At 42.4% G+C, this 22,399-nt stretch carries 11 protein-coding genes; all 11 read right to left on the reverse strand.

The genetic code is table 11. The features are described 5' to 3' along the window. Positions 1 to 194: 194 nt before the first annotated feature. A complete protein-coding gene (locus tag AAHI02_RS05825) occupies positions 195 to 449 on the reverse strand; it encodes a hypothetical protein (protein WP_346985862.1) in 255 nt (84 codons plus the stop codon). 295 nt (positions 450 to 744) lie between these two features. After that, positions 745 to 1,479: a DNA-binding domain-containing protein gene (locus tag AAHI02_RS05830; protein WP_346985863.1), complete on the reverse strand. Its 735-nt coding sequence runs from the start codon at positions 1,477 to 1,479 to the stop codon at positions 745 to 747. A 1,268-nt stretch (positions 1,480 to 2,747) separates the two neighbouring features. Further along, entirely contained in the window at positions 2,748 to 3,482 is a 735-nt protein-coding gene (locus AAHI02_RS05835) for a DNA-binding domain-containing protein (RefSeq protein WP_346985864.1), read from the reverse strand. Between the two features lie 159 nt (positions 3,483 to 3,641). Next, positions 3,642 to 4,379 (reverse strand): phage tail protein, encoded by a 738-nt coding sequence (locus tag AAHI02_RS05840; protein WP_346985865.1) that lies wholly within the window; start codon positions 4,377 to 4,379, stop codon positions 3,642 to 3,644. A gap of 91 nt (positions 4,380 to 4,470) precedes the next feature. Next, positions 4,471 to 5,871 carry a hypothetical protein gene (locus AAHI02_RS05845; RefSeq protein ID WP_346985866.1) on the reverse strand — a complete coding sequence of 467 codons (1,401 nt, stop codon included), beginning with the start codon at positions 5,869 to 5,871 and terminating at the stop codon, positions 4,471 to 4,473. 1,178 nt (positions 5,872 to 7,049) lie between these two features. Continuing rightward, positions 7,050 to 7,361, reverse strand: a complete 312-nt coding sequence (locus AAHI02_RS05850) for a hypothetical protein (protein WP_346985867.1) — start codon at positions 7,359 to 7,361, stop codon at positions 7,050 to 7,052. Between the two features lie 326 nt (positions 7,362 to 7,687). Beyond that, on the reverse strand, positions 7,688 to 14,035 hold the full coding sequence (locus AAHI02_RS05855; protein ID WP_346985868.1) for a hypothetical protein: 6,348 nt from the start codon (positions 14,033 to 14,035) through the stop codon (positions 7,688 to 7,690). Continuing rightward, complete coding sequence (locus AAHI02_RS05860) at positions 14,010 to 18,842, reverse strand: discoidin domain-containing protein (RefSeq protein ID WP_346985869.1); 4,833 nt, start codon at positions 18,840 to 18,842, stop codon at positions 14,010 to 14,012. Before AAHI02_RS05860 ends, AAHI02_RS05855 begins: the two co-directional genes overlap by 26 nt. Positions 18,843 to 18,969: 127 nt before the next feature. After that, complete coding sequence (locus tag AAHI02_RS05865; protein WP_346985870.1) at positions 18,970 to 19,545, reverse strand: hypothetical protein; 576 nt, start codon at positions 19,543 to 19,545, stop codon at positions 18,970 to 18,972. Positions 19,546 to 21,019: 1,474 nt separating this feature from the next. Next, on the reverse strand, positions 21,020 to 21,262 hold the full coding sequence (locus tag AAHI02_RS05870) for a hypothetical protein (protein WP_346985871.1): 243 nt from the start codon (positions 21,260 to 21,262) through the stop codon (positions 21,020 to 21,022). After that, positions 21,228 to 21,953: a beta-1,6-N-acetylglucosaminyltransferase gene (locus tag AAHI02_RS05875; protein ID WP_346985872.1), complete on the reverse strand. Its 726-nt coding sequence runs from the start codon at positions 21,951 to 21,953 to the stop codon at positions 21,228 to 21,230. The genes AAHI02_RS05870 and AAHI02_RS05875 overlap by 35 nt, the downstream gene beginning before the upstream one ends. Positions 21,954 to 22,399 lie beyond the last annotated feature (446 nt).

Here is a 22,399-nt window from a genome sequence, read left to right on the forward strand (position 1 = left end):
TTTGGTACAGGATTCGTCTATTCGAGTGTTTTTCGCAGCGCAGTGGAGAAAAATGTATCGAGAATGATATTCATCCTCAAAATCACAAACTTCTCGATACGCTTTTTCAAAGCTACTCGAAGTGACGAAAGTGAATCAAAATGCACAACAGGTACATCCAAACTATTTAAATATCAGTTTTAGGCCGGCAACAACTACAACTGATGGATGGAGATCTTTTCAAACCAGTATCTTATCCTTTGAGTGTACCACTCCACTTTCTCTTCGTTGAAGAACACAAGGAGCAGGGTATTTTCCCCATACCAGGTTTTGTTGAGAAGGAATACCAGCGTTTCTTCTTTATCCATCAGTAATCTGTAAGGTTCCAGCGTAACAAGAACCTCCTGTTTGTTCATCTGGCGGAGATCAGGGATGATAATATTTGCTTTTTTATTATTATTCTTTTTCATAATGCAGGTTGTGTTTATTTAAGCTCTTTTTACTCAGATCCGTTCTGTCGGGAAAACAGTACAATACCGGATCAACATTTAGAGAACTTGATTTCAAGATGGGAATTATCCGTTTTTTATGCCGGTAAGTACACTTATGGGAGGAAGCTTCATACTGTACTAACCGCTTTTTACGCTTATAAAGACTGAACTACGTTGTAAACCTTCAGTTTATACTCAGCAAAGAAAACAATGTTTCAATTATGATAAATTGCAAACAACCACTACAATTAAACGCACAATGCCTTCACTCATACTATTCTACCGTCAGAATGTGATCAAATGCTACCGTTTGCGACTTTTTCAGCAGAGTACCTTCGCCGTCCCGGGTGATCACCTCCAGATGGTATTTCCCTGCGGGCAACGCGGGAATCACGACGATGAGTTCAGAAGTATTATTGCTCACGATGTCGAATGCCGGTACCATCGTTTTTGCCTGCGTAGCTGTATCGATGAAGTAAACTCCCCTTGCAGGATCATCTCCCATAATTTTGATTTGGGTTCCGACGATGCTAAGATTTCTTCCGGGAGTGAGAAGATCATTGACCGAACCACTCTTAACGTCGGTTACCTGCAGAATGGCTGATGCCGGAGTTGCCAATCCCAGGACATCGACCTCTATATCCGGAATCGCTGCCCGTAACTTTTCTCCCTGATGAAAGTGGAATATAACGTTCTGCCTGTCTTTACTAAAAGTCTCCGAAGCACTTCCAAAAAACCCATGAATGCCAGCATTGGCCGTAAAATATCCGGTGTTTACCGAGTAACCCCTACACAGCAGATACGCCATTTCCTCGAGAAAAATTTCTGTAGCATGCTCCATGACAGCAGCAGAGATGTCTGCTCTTCCACGGCTTACCGCAGACTGACAGATCTGCGATACGGAAACTGTACGTTCGCTGACAGGTTTTGCCATAAAGTCGTTGGAGTTGTCTTTGGTTAATACATTCTCATAAAGATATGCTTTGATTCTGTATTTGTTTTCTGACATTTTTAAACTGAATATATTTATATTGTACTTATTTTGAAGTTGAAGGTTGAGGTTGAGAATTAACTTAACTCTACAACCCTAAGATACTGCCACACTAAAACTCTCAAACACTCCCACTCTAAAACTCTATTACCTATTTAAGGTTGAGGTTGAGGCTGAGAATTAATTTAATCCTACAACCCTAAAACTCTCCCACTCTAAAACTCTATTACCTACTTAAGGTTGAGGATAAGAATTAATTTAACCCTAAAACACTCACTCACATCCTCTCTATTAGCTACTATACTTATTAACGCTAAGGTTCGCAAGGTTTTATTTTAAAGGATTGTGTATATTTTCCGTTCGCAAAGGCGCTCTGCTCAGCAAATGACAGCAACTATTAATGGTATAATAAAACATTGTTAAGCTCTCAAACACTAAAACTCTATCACCTATTTAAGGTTGAGGTTGAGGTTGAGGTTAAGAATTAACTTAACTCTAGGACACTCCCACACTCATACCCTAAAAACTCTCAAACACTCCAACCCTCTTAACGTTAGCATAGAGAGATTCGAGCTTAGATCCCTGCGGGATGACAATCGGAGTGGTAGAATGATGGTTGAGTGAAAATATTTAGAACCATCCCGTCAAAAATTCCTTGAATTTTCGACACCCCTCCAACGAAGGGAATTTCCGACTGTACCTGTTATCACTTGTAGTCGATTCTTACAATAGCTGGCTCTGCGTTCCCTTATAAATCAACGGCTTTGTGAAACTAAAATATGTGCTATACTTTCAAAAAAAACCTTAATGCGCCTTTGTGTTCAAAAAACAATGTGATATTCGTTGTAATTAAATTACAGTCATGTAATATTTGATTGAATCTTAAAAACTATTAAGCCACTATCATTTGCTGAGCAGAGCGCCTTTGCGAACGGAAAATATACACAATCATTTCAAATAAATCCTTGCGTTCTCCGCGTTGAAATTAATTTTCCATGTATGAAAGTCTGGTGGCTGAGCGGAGTCGAAGCCACCAAGACTCCGAAACTCTAACACACTCCCACTCTCAACCCCCTAAAACCCTCAAACTCTCCCACTCTAAAACTCTATTACCTACTTAAGGAGCTTGTCGAAGCCTTCGTTAAAAGAAGGTCAATTTCCGAGAGGTGCTTTCGTCGCCCGACGAAAACGCCTTGTGTCGCCCGACGAAGACACCTTGCGACGCCCGACGAAAGACCCTTGTGTCGGGCGACGAAAGCGTCTCTCGGAAAATAGACACTAAATGCTTACACTACCGTCAGTATTTTATCAAGAGTAGCCGTTCTCGCATCCTTCAGTAAAGTACCGCCACCATACTGCGTTACTACTTCAAGATTGTAGGTTCCTGCCGGTAATGTAGGGATCACCACCATCACCTCCGAAGGATTATTGGTTACGATATCAGAAGAATCTACTTTGGTCCTTGCCTGTGTCGTGGCATCTACGAAAAATACGCCTATCGAAGCATCTTCCCCGGCTACTTTGATTTTGCTTCCGACAATCTTCAGGTTTCTGCCCGGCGTGAGAAGATCATTTACCGAGCCACTCTTTACATCCGTTACCTGTAAGATGACCGCAGAAGATTCTGCTACCCCAAGAATATTAACCTCAATATTAGGAATCTCCGACCTCAGCTTTTCTCCCTGGTTGAACTGGAAGATGATGCTGTGCTTATCTTTGTTAAAAGTTTCCGAGGGACTGTCGAAGACCCCACGAATGGTAGTACTTGCCGTAAAGTATCCGGTATTCACCGAAAAGCCATCGCAAAGCTGGTACGCCATTTCTTTAAGGAACAGCTCTGTGGCATGCTCCATCGAAGAGGCCGAGATATCTGCCCCGCCACGGCTTACGGCTGCCTGGCAGATCTGTTGTACATTGAGGCTTCGCTCGCTTACCGTGCGTGCCGTGAAATCATTGGGATTGTCTTTCGTTAAAACGTTATCATAGAGATACGCTTTGATTCTGTGTAAGATGTTTGCCATTGTTAATTTTTTTTAATGGTTGTTAAACTTGTTATTTAAAACCTCATAGGTTTTTAGAAACCTATGAGGTTTAGGATTAATTAATCTTAAAACCGGTACCCGCGAGACGCTTGCACCAGCATGTATATCAAGTATGGGATTGTAAATCCGTGAACTATATTAGAATTTTATAATAGGCATAAGGGCGATATTACGCGGCCTGGTTTCAGAATCGTAATTACCTGAAGGACCGCTATTATATGTATAGTACCTACCTCTTAGAAGATTATAATTCCCGGTTTCATTGACTCCTGTGTCATCTGTGATAGAAGCTCTTCCGCTACCTGTACCACCTGTTGGTGTTGGTATATCATGCTCGTGATATTGAATTGAATGCAACTGGAAAGTTCCTAAACTTCTGCTGACGTCTACTCCTCTTCCATGATCCCAGCCTCTTACAAACTCTCCCCTCAGATCGGGAAGGTTAAAAGTGGTAGATCCATCTCCTGCCCCATAAGTGGTGCCAATGGCAGCAAATAAAGTAGCATACGTTGTACGGCTTACCGCGGCTCCATTACATTCCAGATATCCTGCAGGGGCTGTACTGGCAGCAGTATAACTTACCGTACCGGCAGGTGCACTTACATTTACGGTTTGTGGTGTTTGCAATAAAATCCATTGGGTGCCATCATTGGTATATAAACCAGGTACTACATTATTGGGTGCTGTACCGGCTGTAGCAGTATTGTACACCAGCATTCCGGCAACGTGCGCGCTTAATGGGCTTGCACTGTTGGTAGCTATAAGAGCCAGAGAAGGTAGTTTTACACCTCTGGTGGTGCTGCTAATATCAAGTGCAGCATTAGTATTAGGTGAGCTTGTTCCTATTCCTACCCTCCCGTTTTCATCGATAAGCAAACGAGCGGTTCCGCTGGTATTAAACGTTATATCTGAAAGGTTTGTGGTACCATCACCTCTATATTTGGATATAATACTCGCAGTACGGTTTTCACTTCCCCCCTATTCTCCCTGCGAATATGATATTTGACAAATCATCACCATTCTGTAAATTGGCCGGTGCAGCAGCTGTACCTCTTGCTGTCCTGAATATCAGTCCCGGCGATGGACCTGTTGAGTTATATGAACTGAGAGAGATGTCGTCCTGCCCTAATGTTCCTTTATTATCAGCAACCACGTCTAATAAAGAAGTAGCTGTTGCAGTACCAATACCTACCTTCCCATCGTCTTTCACTACAAAATCGGTTCCTGCAGCTCTTGCCGTGCCATCAGCCTTTGTCCCAATTTTTACCATAGCATTGGTCGTATCATTAGTCCAGGCATCATTGGTGGTGTCTCCTGAAGAGGTATTTAAGATTTTCTGCCATGCACTGCCATCAAAATAGTAATAGCCTACTGTAGTAACGTTAGCCGTCTGCCCTGTGGGCGTTCCGGAAGCTGAGTTCACATACACAATAGCCCCGGTTTGGCTTCCGCCATAGTTGTAACCCTGAAGTGCAGTCAACGAAAGCCTTGGGGCGATAATCCCTTCGGGAGTACTCCCGTTGCTTGCGGCTCTAACATCCAGTGTTGCATTAGGGACATTAATTCCTATTCCTACTTTATTGGTAGGGCCATCGATAGAGAGCGCTGCATTACCTGTGGCAATATTACCTCCTATCCTGAAGCTGTTGTCTTCACCTATAGTCATTGTTCTATAACTGTTAATCCTGTTGACAAAGGTTAATGACGCTTTACCTGTTATCCCATTTTGTACTCCCGCATTTTCACTGGCTAATGCCCAATCAGAACCGGTATTTGTCATTCTAAGATGATCACCACCTGCTCCACCTGCTCCAGAAATATGTACCCTGGCTAGGGGAGCTGCTGTTCCTATTCCCAGCCTATCATTAGCAGCATCTACAGAAAGTGTAGTTCCGTCTACGGAAAAACCATTGGTTGCAGTAGAAGTGAAAGCTAATGTATTGGCCCCCTGTGTGACTGTAGTATTGCCTGATAAAGAACCACTTCCTTTGTAGATCCCTCCTGTTCCGGTCGCAAGATCGGTATTGGCTACGGTTCCGGTAATGACCTTCTGCCATGCACTGCCATCGAAATAGTAATATCCCGGAGCGGTAATACTGGCCGTTGCCCCTGCGGGAGCCGAATCGGCGGTGGTTGCATAAATGATGAGTCCCTTCTGGTCTGTTCCGTACACCGGTGTGGGCGTTGCTGTGGTGGCTGCACGGATCTGGTCACCGGTTAATTGCGGGATGATCAATCCTTCGGGTCTGGTTCCGCCTGTTTTGGCGGTAATGTCTAGTGTTGCTTTAGGGGAAGTGTTGTTTATCCCTACTTGTGCAAATGCAGTCATACCAAATAAAACTGCTGCGGTTGTCAGAATGTTTTTCATGTTTAAAAAAATTTGGTTTGTTTTTAATTAAGTCTGTTTAAACTTTTTTATTTAACCGCAAAAGTTGCAAAAGATAAAAAATCTCTATCATAAGCAAGTTTTATAAAAGAAAAAAGCTAACAATAGTTTTAAAAATCTTTTATTCTTTTAAGAACTTTGAATATTCTAATCATTGCGTTGAGATTATCTTTTGTGTGACTTTGCGGTTGATTCTAAAATTAGTTTAAACAAGTTTTAGGTAAAGCAGATGATATCGTCTTCAAAAAAGAAAATACACCACCGTTTTCAGGAAACATCAATTGATGAATGATCCTTATCGTGCGGGTTAAAACGTCATCGTAGAGATACGCTTTGATTCTGTGTAGATGTTTGTCATTGTTTTATTTTTTAAATTATTAGAGACTATTTACACTTTTTTATTCAACCACAAAAGTCGCAAAAGATTAGAAATTTATCCTAAGCAATCTATATAAAAGAAGAAGCTAACAATAGTCTTAAAAAATCTTTGATTTTTATTCTTTTGAAAGCTTTGATGAGTCCATAAACTTTTTTCAACCTTCTCTTTTGTGTGACTTTTGCGGTTAAATTTAATTTTAGTTATAACAGATTTTTTATTATCATTTATAAATTACTTTCATAATTTGACTTATTTAGAGACTGTTTAGACTTTTTTATTCAACCACAAAAGGTACAAAAGATTAGAAATTTCTATCCTAAGCAATTTATATAAAAGAAGAAGCTAACAATAGTCTTAAAAAAATCTTTGATTTTTATTCTTTTGAAAGCTTTGAATAGCTCATAAAACTTTTTAAACTTACCTTTTGCACCTTTTGCGGTTAAATTTAATTTTAGTTATCACAGATTTTTTATTATCATTTATAAATTACTTTCAGAATTTGACTTATTTAGAGACTGTTTACACTTTTTTATTCAACCACGAGTAACAAAAGATTAGAAATTTATCTTAGGTAATTTCTATAAAAAAGAAGCTAACAATAGCCTTAAAAAAAGCTTTGATGCTTGTTCTTTTGAAAGCTTTGAATAGCTCATAAAAACTTTTTAAGCTTCTCTTTTGCACCTTTTGCGGTTAAATTAATTTTAGTTTGAACGTTCTTGCTATTTAAAAAACCGGCCGGGCCGTATGATACCCGGCCGATCATTAAATACCCTCGTGAAGATTACTTTGGTCCCCAGAAACTCCATCCCTGACCATTGAAGACGGCTATCTGGTGAGCAGTGGTGTCGTACACCACCAATCCCGGGGCGGGATCTATAATATTCAGATGAGGGCTTGCCACTTTGGGAAGCACCATCGCTTTATCGGTATCGGAAAGCACCAGGATCCCTTTAAGATCAGGATTCTCAGTATCTCCTATCCGTACCATCGCGGAAGGAACTTCCGTCTTGGTCTCCTGCAGCGAAGTATCCACCGACGCAAGTGTTCCTGCATTAGGATCGGCGGCGCTCAGTGTCTGCCAGGTTCCCGCCACTACGGCTTTCACCTGGGCATCGGCAGGATCAAAAATAATCATGCCATCTACCATATCGGGGATGGTTTTCGTATCAGGATCTACTTTTACCCAGGGCAGGATCAGTCCGCGGTTTTCCGTGTTCCCGAATTCGAGGGATACCCCATCGTTGGTGACCGAGGTTTTGCCGATGGCCACCTGGGAAAAGCAGACGGATGAGACCAGCAGACACCCTGCAATTAGTATTGATTTCATTGTCTTTTGTATTATTAAGTTGTTAAAAAGATCAGCCTTTCCGCACGGCACAACCATATGCCGTGCGGGAAAGAGCTGATGCATCTTATTATTTAATCAGGACAGGTCTGCTGACCGATCTCATACCATCCGGAAACTCCGTTCTTCACAGTATAGACTTTCAGCATCCTGTTGGTAAGGTCCATCACGATCATCCCTTCCACCGGAGAGGTCAGAATAGGAGTCGTGTCATTATCTGCTACCGGTCTCCAGTCAGGGGTGGTATCGCTACCAAAATTCTTAAATCTAACCCTGTTGATGATCATTCCTTTGGTTTTTGCTTCAAGGGCCATCCAGCCTCCTTTTCTTACCATCGGCCAGTTGTCTGCATTCACACCGGCTCTTCCAAGGGCCGTGATTCCTGCTTTGGTTCCTAACGCCGTTCCGGCAGTTACCGCAGGCTTATAGCATACCGAAGTCGCCGTGGTAAAGGACAGATAGTTCAGTGAAGATACCTTGGAAGCCTCCACAGGGAATGCATAATAGCTTACCCCATTGATGGTCTGCGTTCCGTTGTTCATAATTACCGAAGCCGTACCGTCGCTCAGCTTGGCAGCCGTGGAAGCATAGATCAGCCCCACAGAGCTTGGCCATGAAGTTCCGAATGCTGAAACCGGGAAGTACACCTTAATATCAGAAGCAAAGCTTCCTTTATTCTGGGTCTTCCATACACGGCTGAAACGCTTGGTATAGGTAAGTCCGTTGGCTGTTACATTTCCTGTTGCCACCCTTGTGGTTAAGGATCCGTTATCATCTCCCCATACCAGGTACTGCATATCTGAACTGAAGGTATTGGTATTCGCTGAATTGCTCGCCTCGGCAGATCCCAGTGCAACCACCATCTGGCTGTCGGCATTCACACTCTGGCTCTGTTTCTGGTTGAGCGCCGTAAGGTCATCTCTTCCGATTCCTGCGATGTTATACTTGTATGTCGCATCGGCTGTCCAGCTCTTGTTGCTGTCTGATGCCAGGTAATCCTGACCTGTCGTTGGCTGATTGATCGTGATTCCGTATTTCAGGGCAAGATAGCTGTTCACTTTCTGTAGCTGTGTAGCATCCAGTGAAGAAGAATATTCTACCATTTCCGGAATCTTACCATTGGTAGCATTACCCGAAGCATCAATACCTAAGACAAGATTTCCACCTGTCCAAACCGTAGTATTCGCTACAGAATTAAGCTGTTTGGCATTGATACCGCTGTACAAAACGTCTCCTGCTGCTGTTCTCCATCCTGCGTACAGTTCTGCAGAACCTCCTGAAGGTACGGCAGTCGCATTGGTCGCTGAAGATCCTCCCAATTTCAGGGTAACAAACCCTGCACCGGCAGAACTGAACTGCAGTAGATTACCCCCTGCCACTTTTGGCTGAAGGAAATAATGCGCTCCCAATACATCGGATACTGCGAAAACAGCTACATTCTTCTGTCCATCAATACCCAGCGTTCCTGTGATATCGAAGTGCTGCCCACCATTAAAGGCCAGTACCGGGTTGAAGTTCATATTATCCGTCGCATTGTTCTTATAGACAGGCTGCTTGTTGCTATCTGTCTGTGTACCGTGGCTGTCGTTACCACTCTGATCCTTCCATGTCGCTACTGAAGTATTATCTGCGGTGACCGATATCTCATCATCATCGGCACGCAGCCATAGGTTCTCACCCGCTACTCCTCCCGGTGATTTTTGATAGTACGCCATCGTAAAGTAGAATACCGACTGATTCACCTGCGTCGCAGGAATCGTGAAGGCTTTGTAGTCTACCGAGTTGATCGTTACCATACCGGAATCGCTGCTGTTGAACACCTGACTTCCGGCAGGGAAAGTAGCAGATGTACTGTACAGCAGTGAGGAAACTTTAAAGTCTTTGATATACGCTGCCGGTATCAATACCCGGATGTCTTTCGCAAGACTCTTGGTATTCTGCACCCTCCATACTCTGTTCAGTCTTTCCTGATAAGGATATACGGCAGTGAATGGTGAGGTATTGCCCAACATATCGGTATTGTTATCACCCCATACCAGGAACTGAAGGTTGTTATCAAAGCTTCCTGTATTGGCCTCATTGGTGACCGCTATATTGTCAAGACCAATGATGACCTGGTGGCCACTGTTCACACTCTGGCTCTGCTTCTGATTAAGATCACTGATGTCATCTCTTCCGATCCCTGCAATATTGTTCTGATATACCGAAACGCCAAGATCGGTTCCGGACCAGAACTCCGTGTTGTTGTCTGAAGCAAGATAATTGAATGCAGAACCGGTACTGCCCAGCGACACCCCGTATTTCAAGCCTAAATAGGAATCGATACGTTGTTTTTCATTATCGGTAAGCTCATGAACTTTAGTATTATAATAGATCACTTCCCCGATGACACCGTTCCAGTTTTCACCTCCCGACTGTCTTGTTCCTATTCTTCCAATATTTAGTACCGTATCTACATTATAGCTTCCACTTAATATCGGAAGCGCATTATACGTACCGTAAATTGTGCCTGCGGAGGCAGCCCCATAAGAGATTACCGGTGTATTAGACGCATACGGATTATTGGAATTATATGGATAGAAATCATTACTATACGATGTTACGAGAACATTATTTTCTGATCTCATCAGTCCGAAGTTCTGCTTAGCAACACTCGTACCGTAGCTGGTAAGCCATTCAAAAGTACCTCCTGTAACCGAAGTTCTTCCTACTCCGAATACCGATCTCACCTTACTGCCGTTTGCCATTCCCGCATCGCTGAAGGACATGAAATCCGATTGAGATGCGTCGAAAGTAAACGAAGGGTTAAAGTTCAGCAGGGAAGTTCCCGCAGTGTTGTACGAAGGCTGATTGCCCGCCACCGACTGGGTAGCATCCGCATTAATGGTCTGATCTTTCCACGTAAGGGTAGTACCTGTCACCACATCTCTGTCGGCACGGTACCATCTTACCAGGTTGGTTGTTACGCCTCCCGGACCGTTAAGCGGTGCCGCAAAGGTGAAGTAATATCCTGTTGGAATCTGAACATCGGCGGCTACTCCTGACGCAAGTGCTTTATAGGTAACATTTGATGAGAATGTAGGATCTGTACTGTAAATCAGGTAGGTCGCCCTTACATTGTCTACTTTAACAGAGACATTCTGAGGAGTCCCGGTCTGCTGTACCTTCCAAACCCGGTTCATAATAGCATTCAGGCTGTGGTTTAACCCTGACTTCAACATAAAGGTCGTAGGCTGCCCGTTGTGTCCCGTGATAAAGAAGTACATATCGTTGGCGATATCCGTATGGCCACTTGCCCCGCTCTGGTTGGCGTTGGTAAAATTATTATCCGTACTCAGCGTGATAATATCCGATACCGGCATCTGGCTTCTGGCAATACGCTGGTGAAGCGTAGAGGTTCTGTCTTTCGCAAGACCGATGATGTTGTTCTGATACGTCAGATCGCTGCTCCATACCTTGGTCGTATGGTCTGAAGCGATATAATCTCCTTCATTAATAAGTCCACTCACCGGCTCGCCGGATGTTCCATCTCCGTCCTGGTCTCTTGATAAGGTATTACCATACTTGAGCGCCATGTAGCTGTTAACAGCGGTAACTTCCAAATCAGAAAGCGATTTGGCGAACACCACCTGCTCTGCAAGGTATCCGTTCAGAAATCCTCCTACCCCTCCATATCGGTATCCCAATCTGGTGTTGGAAGTAAGACCATACGCCTGTGAGCTTGGATTGATGGAAGCAGTAGATAATCTTTTTCCATCTCTGTAATACTTGATAGAGCCTGAAGTGGCAGATATTCCACCGCTAAAGGTTAATGTACCGATCATACTGTAATTATAATCCGTAAGATTAGCCCCTCCGTAGGTAGGCTGTGAACAACGGCACTGGTCATCTATTGAATACCCTCCATTGTCCAGATAATCCCAGTCTCCCTGTCTTGTAACCGTCTGGGTTCCTTCAAAATTAATAATGGTAGAATTGTTGGTCGACGTTCTTAATGCAGTAGCAAAAGAATGCGGATTTCTCATATCATTATTTAGGAAACCATTGAACGTGGTCATGCTCATAAAGTTGTTTCCATTGAAGTAAGCCGTAGGGTTAAAGTTCATCGAATTGGCGGTGTACGCAGGCCTGTATGTAGGATCTCCTTGCGTAAACTGGTATCCGTTACCATTATAATCTGTCCACGAACCTGGTACAAAATTATCTCCTGCACGCAGCCAGAATGTGGAGATCACTCCTCCCGGAGCTTCCAGGAATGTCGCAAACGTAAAGTAATTGCCATCCGGAATATTAACTCCTAAAGTTGTAGCCCCTCCTGAAAGCGCAGCATATCCTATTGATCCTGAAGAGAATGTAGGATCTGCACTGTACACCAGATAAGTTGCCTTGGTATTACTCGTTTTGATGTACACATTCTGAGCCGTTCCGGTTTTCTTTACCTTCCATACGCGGTTCATCAGCGCATTCAGATCATTGCTCAGCCCTGATTTTACGCTGTAGGTAAGCGCTCCGTTATTGTTTCCGGTGACAAAGAAAAACTTGTCGTTCACAATATCGGTGTGTCCGCTGGCACCGCTCTGGTTGTTGTTTGTAAAGTTGCTGTCGGTACTCAGGGTAATGATATCCGGTGTTGCTGACTGGCTCGTGGTGATGCGCTGATGGAAGGCTGAGATATCATCTCTACCGATCCCCGCCACATTGTTCTGATACACCGCATCTGAAGACCAGGTCTTGGTGATACCATCACTCGCCAGGTAATCTCCTTCATATACCGATGGTGAAGTTGATACCTGCCCGCCTACAGGCATATTTCCATCATTGTTTCTTCCCAAGGTAATTCCATACTTCAGTGCCAGGTAGCTGTTAAGCTGGATGCGCTCGATCGTACTCATGTTCTTTCTGTACACGACCATATCACCCACTACTCCTTTCAGCACATTACCGGCTCCTTTTATGTCTCCTAAACGGATGCTTGTACATCCTTCAAATCTCGTAGAGCCTGTAAAGTTAAGCACATTATTTCCATTGATCAGTACATTGGATCCTCCTGAAGCTACACCATTGAAGGAAGCCACATTGATAGTGGCAGCACCCGAATTACCTCCGCTATACGCAACTCCCGTGTTACCATTGGCAACCTGTGTCGTCGTTAACGAACGTTCATCCATCGGCCCTCCCCAATCGGTTCCCCATACATCCTGTGCATAGGCTCCGTCGGTCTTATACACAATGGCTACATCTGTTTGTGCATTTGCAGGTGTATTAGGTCCATAAGCAATATTGGCAGGTGTGTATCCCCAAACCCATAGGTTATTATCTCCAAAGCTTGCTACAGGGTTGAAATTCAGGGTTTCTCCTAACACCATCTGCCCTCTTGGATCTTCATTACAAGCGTACGTGCTAAATTGGAGATCATTGTGATTAGAAGTCTGGTCTACCCACTTTGTAGTACTGGTAAGATCTTTATCACCGCGAAGCCATAGGATCATATCATCTCTTACCCCGCCCGGTGACTGCTGATAGAAAGCCAGTGTCATATAGAATGAATCCTGGTTCACCATTACAGCAGGAACAGTAAATGCACGATAGCTTACCGAATTTATAATTACCGGAATTGAAGCAGGATTATATGGAAAATAGTTGCCCCCAAAAGTAGGATCGGTACCGCATAGTAAGCTGCTGGTAGCAGGTACGAGTGCAGACGGAACCAACACCTGAATACTTTGGTTCACGTTATTGGTATTCTGTACTTTCCATACTCTTTTCAGTCTGCTGTTGTACCCGGCAATTCCTGTGAAATCAATCGCATTAGCTTCATTATTATCCCCCCACACAAGGAACTGTAGGTTGTTAAGCGTTCCCGTATTGGCTGCGTTGGTATCCGCTACCGAGGAAAGCCCAACGATAAGCTGATTGCCTGTATTTACGGACTGGGACTGCTTTTGCAATAATGCGGAAGCATCATCTCTACCGATTCCGGCGATGTTGTTGTGATAAGTAACGTTATTTAGACCATCCCATATAGCGTTATTACCACTCGATGTATAATCTCCTTCTCTTACTGCTCCTGAAACAATTTCATTTAAAGTACCGTTACCGTTAGTATCATTGGAGATCGTAATACCATACTTTATTGCGAGATAAGAGTTAACCCGCTTCTGGTCGGTTGCATTTAATAAATTTGTGTAAGCAATGATCTCCGGTGTATTTCCAACAACAGTATAATTATCAGCACCAGCCCAAGCACTTGAACCAATTATCATAGCCCCTGTATATGTTGCATAAGTACCATTGCCAACATTTGCATTTCCCCCATTAAGAGCAATACTTACCGATGTACCATTTGACAATATCCCAGTAGAAATACGTGCAATACTAGAAGAAATACTTGTATTACTAGCTCCTACTCCCCCCTGATGCATAAGGTCTTCCGAAAATATTAGAGCTAGTAAACTCGGGATAATCATACCATGCATAATCATTCGTCTCCTGGCTGTTATTTACTCTTAGGAAGGCAAAATTATTGATATTACTTACTCCAAAAAAAGTTGCACTTGAGGTTGAAGGAGGAAATAGTGAACTACTGCTATAAAGAGCTGTAGTTGAACTACCAAAGTACAGAGAAGGATTAAAATTGAACCCAATATTACTAGTTGGTGATTTATATGATACTGTACCACTAGCATTGGCAAAGTTTCGATTATTTCCGCTCTGATCATTCCAGCTTGTTATTGTTCCGTCATTAGCTGTTGTATTGGTTCCTGCATCAGCTTTTAACCATAATGAAACCCCGGCAACCCCACCCGGAGCCGTTACAAATCCCGCAAAGCTGAAGAAGTGTCCTGAAGTAAACTGATCTATGGCTGTATCTACCTCTGCTACATAATACTGCACTCCTCCCAATGATACCTGGGTCATAGCCTTTCTGGCATCACTGCCATCAAACGTCGCATCAGCACTGATCAATAATGATGGCATGGTTACGCTTACCGGAAATTGGCTTACCGGTATAGCTACTTTTATCGTGCCTATGGTTCCGGTTTTCTGTATTTTCCAGATTCTGGTCATTCTGAAGTTGGAACTTCCATAAGCAAACGGCGTTGCAAAAGACGTACTGCCTGTATCCGAACCCCATACCAGGAAGCTCTTGTCTGCCGCAAAGTCATTGGTATTGTTCGCATTGGTATCGGTAATATCCACATTCCCGATCACCGGCTGGATTCCTCCGTTTACTGATTGAGATTGCTTCTGATTTAAGGCAGAGGCATCGTCTCTACCTATACCGGCGATGTTGTTCTGGTAAGTGGCATCAGTACTCCAGAATTTTGTAGAGCCATTGGAAGCTACATAATCTCCTTCATAAATACCACTGCCAGCAGTTCCCACTTCTTCTCCAGGAGTATTATCGCCATCTGAATCTCTGGATAAAGTAATACCATATTTAAGAGCAAGGTAGGACTCTATTTTATATTTTTCATTGGCCTTATCACTTTGATAAATGATAACTTCAGAAAATTCTCCATCATAATAGCTATCAGCTGTCCACGCAGAACGTCCAATATAATTGTTGGAACGTTCTACATTATTAGGAACTTTAAGAGTTCCTGTGCCTAATGAAAGTCCATTTCTTAATATTGAAGCTGTTACAGAAGTACCAGCATTTCCAGAAGGAATAAATGCTGCATACATTGAATTGACATCATTTACAATTCCGCTTGGTGCTTCAAGGTATGAGCTAGTGCTTGTACCATTAATTATAGTTACTCCAAATGAAGAAGTAGAACCTGTACGATGAAATACAATATTGTCCGAAGGAGCTCCATTTGCAAAATCTATGAATCTAGCATAGTAAGGAGTATTTTTTGGTTTAGCTACCACATAAACACTTGCTCCTCCTGTAAAATCTGCAAAACCTTTTGGAACAGCAAAATACTGTGAAGATCCGGTTGCAAGTGAAACAGCAGGATTAAAATTATTTGCCAATGGTTTAAAAGTAGGATTGTTACCTGCTGTAGCATGTTTATAACTCGTACTCTGATCACTCCATAAAGAAATCTGATTACTTGTATTATAAGAAACCTGTGCATCCGCCCTTAACCAAAGGGACTCTCCTACTACTCCCCCCGGAGCGGTTACAAAAGCTGCAAAGCTGAAGTATTTTCCTGAAGAGAAATCGACATTATCACTAAGAGCTGTTACATAGTACTCTACTCCACCGATGGATTCTTTGGTCATTAAAAACTGATCAACAGAACCGTCAAACGTTGTATCACCGCTGACCAATAAGGTAGGTTTAGTAACACTTCCCGGCAGGTCGCTCACTTTTAAAGCAACTCTAACCTTCCCTACGGTTCCGGTTTCCTGTACTTTCCAGATCCTTGCCATTCTGTTGTTCAACCCGCCAAAGGCAAAAGTCGTAGCAAAATTGGTGCTGCCTGTATCAGAAACCCATACCATGAAGGTTTTATCGGCACCAAAATCATTGTTGTTATTGGCATTGGTATCGGCAATAGCTATATTTCCTATGATAGGCTGAACACCATTATTGACCGATTGAGACTGAGACTGCTTCTGATTCAACGCAGAGGCATCGTCTCTACCGATACCGGCGATGTTGTTCTGGTAAGAAGTATCACCAGCCCAAATTACATTACCTGCACTATCCGTATAATTAACAGTGGATACTGTGTTTCCAAGAGTAGTACCATACTTTAAAGCTAAATAGGTTTCTATCTTTACTCTGTCCACAGAACTCAAAGAACTGGAGTAATAAATGATCTCCGGTAAGCTACCTCCAAAATAATCACCCTGTGCCTGCACATATTTAACTCCAATAGAGGTAAAAGTACTTGCGGATGGAATAATTGAAGTAGTTCCTGTTACATCTAAACTACCGTCAATATAAATCTTCTCATTGTTGGATCCTGTTGCAGTAGTTAATCCTAATAAATAAGGATTATTCGCCTGAAGTACTTTGCTACCTGTAGTCGTAGTTGCATTACTATTGTCAATATGCCTTTTGTAATGAAGATTACTTCCTGCCACACGGAAGATAGTACCCTGCCCATTACCTGATGCAGTTATTGTCTGCCATGCACTTGAAACAGTGTTTAATTTAGCTATGGCAAATATGCTTGCAGTTGACTGATTTATAATAAAAGTAGAATTCGTTAACTGCTGATTTGAACCGTTAAATGATATCGAAGGATTAAAATTAACTAAGTTCGATGCTGCGTTATATAACGGTCTATTGGTTGACTCAGAAAAATTATTTCCATTTCCAGTAGCATCTGCCCAACTGCTTACCGCTCCTGAAGTTGCTGTAATACCATTATCAGCTTTCATCCAGGTTTGAAGACTGGTTATCACCCCCCCGGGAGCCGTTACAAAAGCCGCAAAGCTGAAGAACTGTCCTGAAGTGATATCAAGATTAATAGGATCCGTCACATAGTAGTCAATCCCACCGATCGTTTCTTTCTTCATTAAGAAATTACTATCCAAGCCATCAAAAGTAGCATTATCGCTGATCAATAAAGTAGGTTGTGTAACCGCACCCGGCCACATACTTACCGGGATGGCTACTTTTACAATTCCTACACTTCCTGTCTTTTGCATTTTCCAGATACGAGGCATTCGGTAGTTCAGCCCATTAAACGCAAAAGGCGTTGAGAAAGTAGTGCTGCCTGTATCAGATCCCCAAACCAGGAAATCGCCGTCATTATTGAAAGTATTACCATTGCTGCTGTTGGTAGCGGCAATATTTCCTTTACCAATGATCGGCTGAAAACCACCATTCACCGATTGCGATTGCTTCTGAAGTAACCCGGAATTAAAATCCCAGCCGATACCGGCGATATTGTTTTGATAAGTAGCATCATTATTCCATAATTTTGTGCCATCCGAAGCTACATAATCACCTTCAAAAATACCACTTCCGCTTCCTATTTCTTCTCCAGGATTATTATCAGCATCAGAATCTCGCGACAAAGTACTACCATATTTAATTGCGAGATAGGACTCTACCCGAATACGCTCTGTTTCTGAGAGTGCTGTCTTATATATAATAACCTCACCTATAGTGCCATTATAATAACTTGATCCTCCAACAGAACCAATATACATCGGTTTATTCTGTCCGCTGTAGTTGCTCATGGTGGTACCGGAAACGATCTCCATTCCGTTTCTTCTCAATGAGGTTTTCTTAGGGCTTAAGCTTGCATTGTTCCAACCCGTCCAGATGTAGGGTGTATTCACAGTTCCTCCCCAAGGTGTCTCAATTCTATTCGTACTGCTTCCATCCCAATATACTTTGTTATCGCTCCATGGTGCATGCAAATTAAACTGAACGTCTGCATTAGATGGGTTTTTAGCCAGTTCATAGAATATAGAACTGTTTTGAACCGTCTTTACCGAGCTTACGACAAAAGCTGCAGCATTACCATTAGTAGAAGTTCCTAATATACCATTACTATCGGAAAGTTCATTACTTGATCCGTTAAATGAAATGACCGGATTGAAATTAACTCCCGATGAGGTATTATTAAGATACGTAGGTTTTTTGTTCTCATTAGCCTGTATCATAATATTATTAGAACCGCTCTGATCCAGCCAAAATGTTGCCGGTGAATTGTTTTGTGAAATAGGTTCCATGCTTTTGATGACATCCGCACGCATGGAGGGATGCCCGCTCCATGTCTTCTCCGTAATACGTATGGAGCTTGTCGTAACGGCAGATGGAAATATATTTATTACTTCCGTCGTCTGATCCGTATTTCCCGAAAATGTACCAATATCCACGTATTGATTGGTAACAGTATTTAGATAACTTACTACATAGCTTGTCACCCATTGAGCGTAAGCACCTGGCCTTCCTTTTGTTACTACGCCATACACCGTCTGTACAGATCCTAAATCAAGTGTGAGAAACTGATCTGCAATTGCCGAGCTTGCCGCCCATGAGTCATTGCTTGTAAGTACCGAACTTGAAGGAGGTAAGCCAGAATAACTGCTGCTCGCCGTACGATTAGCTGCAGGCACATTGAAATACTCCACGCTACGGACTCCATTATCCGCCCTCAGCCAGAGTGACGCACCGGCGACCCCGCCGGGGCTTTGCGCATATATGAAACTTACTGTGAGCAGCAGCATGATGCTTACTACCCGCAACAAGAACATCTTAATGAGAGCCTTCCCATTTTGAGGGGACTCATAGATTGTATATTTATTCATATTATTTTATAAAAGTTTAAAAAAGTCGTTTGTGTTTAACGACCGGGAACAGGCGTATCTGCGATACAGATCATGGCGACCTCTCAGATTTCTCTGAGCGCCCTATGATCTGTATCTGAAGCAGGCTTTATCCCATTTCAGCAAACCGCCGTCTCCCGGCACCCGAAGTGAAGACGGGCGGGGGACGGCAACAAAATAATATGCAGATTTTATTTAATGAAAAGCTGCTGTAGAAAAACAACAGCAGGCGTATGATCGCCAACAATAGAAATACGGCTTCATAGAAAAAGCCCGCCGCCACTCCATATCCGGGGATTCTGCTGTCGCATAAAACTCCCATCCAGCGGCTGCTTCCGGAAACGCTCCAGTTATGCCTGCTCCGCTGGCCGGTTATAGACAGATGGGAAACAGTTTCCTGATGTTTTTTTTGAAGATGGTCTTTATGTTCTTTAGATTTCTTTTTCTGTGTGCTTCTGTTTTTTGTCTTGTGCTTGCTAAGGCCCGCTTTAGAAGTCTTCCCTTTTATGAATGACTTTGAATCTTCAGAAAAAATAAAAGTTCCGGTACTGACATAGATATCCGGATGTTCCTGTGAAAGAGCCTGCGCCTTAACTGCCATACCGTTAAAACAAAGTACAAGCAAAAGCGCCCTCACCATATAATGGAAGGCATGCCTGCTCAGTACTGCTGTTTTAACTTTCATCTTTTATGCTGTTTATGGCTTTGGGTAATCTATGCTTACCTCCCTGGCTGGATGTGATGATGATTTTCACCGTTTTCTCAATCCCTACTTTTGCTTCATTTCAGCATGAGAAAATATCTGATGATTGCGCATATCATGACCACGTGGCAAAGATATTTTAGTTGTGAAAATAAACTTGTACAACTATTCCGACATTTCGGATTAATTAAAACTACAATTTGTAGAACTTATACTACGTTTTGAGTGGGTGGGTTTTTAGGGTATGAGTGTGAGAGTGTCTTAGAGTTTCGGAGTCTTGGTGGCTTCGACTCCGCTCAGCCACCAGACTTTCATACATGGAAAATTAATTTCAACGCGGAGAACGCAAGGATTTATTTGAAATGATGCTGTATATTTTCCGTTCGCAAAGGCGCTCTGCTCAGCAAATGATAGTGGCTTAATAGTTTTTAAGGTTCAATCAAATATTGCATGACTGTAATTTAATTACAACGAATATCACATTGTTTTTTGAACACCAAGCGCACTAAGGTTTTTTGGAATTATTGCGCATATTTAGTTTCACAAAGCCGTTTCACTTAGGAGAGCTCGCTGAGGTTTTAGAGTTGGAGAGCTTTCTTTTTGAACACCAAGCTCACTAAGGTTTTTTGGAATTATTGCGCATATTTAGTTTCACAAAGCCGTTTCACTTAGGAGAGCTCGCTGAGGTTTTAGAGTTGGAGAGCTTTCTTTTTGAACACCAAGCTCACTAAGGTTTTTTGGAATTATTGCGCATATTTAGTTTCACAAAGCCGTTTGACTACGTCGAAATAACATTCATCGACTAAAAGGAGATAATCTTCGATTTCACTTAAAAGAGAACACAAAGCCAACTATTGTAATGCCTGGCTGCAATTGATAATACAGACAACTTAAAAATTCCACTCCTACGGAGGGGTGGCGAAAATTCAAAGAATTTTTGACGGGGTGGTTCAAGAAGATTTTCACCCAATAACCTCCATTCTAACCATTCCCTTTGTCATCCCGGTAGGGATCTAAGCCCGAATTTTTCTATTTCATCTTTTACCAGCTATGTTGAGGTTCCTCCGGGATGACAAAGTGTGTGGGAGGGTTTTATAGTAGTATGTATGAGGGTTTCTTCGTAATGACAAAGAGTTATAAAATGGTGGGGCCTGAGGCCACTCGAAGGCCCACATTACAATGAAGGAAAGATGGCTGAGCGAAGTTGGTGCTACACTCTTGTCACCCTGAGCTTGTCGAAGGGCCAGTACAACTCACATCCTAATAACTAAGGCTTCGACAGGCCCAGCCTGACACCGTGGAAAGCTACTGCAATTAAAGTCTACAACAGAATAAAACATATCATTTCATGAGTGGAGATCATTCACTTCGCTACGCTATGTTCGGGACGAAAAGGTGACTATTAATACGAAGAAATCTTTCCCTGGTTTTCACAGATCTTACATCTGTCCCAGCGTCAGTTGTCCTGATGACGATCTATTTTCAGTTCCCGGGCAACTTCATCAATTTCCGGAAGCGGAAGATCATAGCTTTCCTCAATATATGTGAAAACGTCTTTATCTGCTGCCGGATCCAGCTTTCTGATAAATAGCTGACTGTTATTTTTAAGTTCCTGAATCAATTCGCCGGTATTACGGCAGGAACCTGACACAGCCCTTTTGTCATCATTCACGATAATTTCCCTGAAAGCGGTATTCATGAGAACAGTCTGAAAAAAGGAATCTCCCGGCAAAAAAAGTATGAAGATAAAAGTCTTCAAACACCATCACTTTATCATTCATACTGAAAAACCTGCAGGTTTCCCGGGTAAAAATCACCCATTTGCCACCGATATAGGGCACCACATCCTTCATAAATTCTCTTTTATAAATAAGAGATGATATTCTGTAGGCAAGTTCCGTGAAGTGATTGTGAATCCTTTGCAATGTATCGGGCCTGTAAAATTTCTGGTCGTAATAGAAGAGATAGTTCTTATTCCTGTTCTGTCCCAGGAATTTACGGATAATACTCTGAGATTTCAGTGGCTGATCTTCACCGCTGAGGTTGATGAAAAAATCCCACCCTTCATTTACATTTAAAAGAAACTCCATGGCATTGATCTGTGTTTGGATAATGCTGAAACCTCCCGAATTGATATTCATACTTTCCAGAATATATGCATTAGGAAATTGTATGATGAACTGCTGAATTTCTTCAGTAAATCCGTCTTTCGCCTTTCGGTCGATATGGATAAGATATACCTGATCACGTGTGTAAATCTTCTGAAAAAGGCTTTTGAATTTGTCAGGCTGATGATGCACCATGATAAAGTAGGCAATTCTTACCGGTGATCCTGCCGGTATTACCTGGGATTCTGCCTGAACCTGGGTGTCGGGAGTATATGCTTGCATTTCTTTTGGACTAAAAATTATCCGCAATGTGCAAACAATTTGTTTCTAGGGTGCGTAAGCTACGATTATATTTTTGATAATCAATTAATTATATTTACCAATATCCCGAAAAATTGTTGTAGGTTTGCACCAAGATCAACAAACAGGCCTCTGCCTTTGCTTTCTGTCACAGTTTAGAATACTATTTTTTTCTTTTACAGTCTCTGCTTTTCCAGCCGCCAATTTTTAACCTTAAATCTTTTACAGATGAATATTTACACTGGCCAGCTGAACCATCAGACCAACGGAAAACAAAAACTAACATAGATAAGGAAAATATTTCTTTTTTAATAATCAGAAGAAATCATATCCCGGATGAAATCCGCTAAAGATGTCCTAAAAAGACAAAGCAGGTACCCAATAACACGACTGGCAAGAAATGTTTAGAAAATATATTCTGACAGTTA

The organism is Chryseobacterium sp. POE27 (assembly GCF_039727685.1).
In the GTDB taxonomy this organism is placed as follows: domain Bacteria; phylum Bacteroidota; class Bacteroidia; order Flavobacteriales; family Weeksellaceae; genus Chryseobacterium.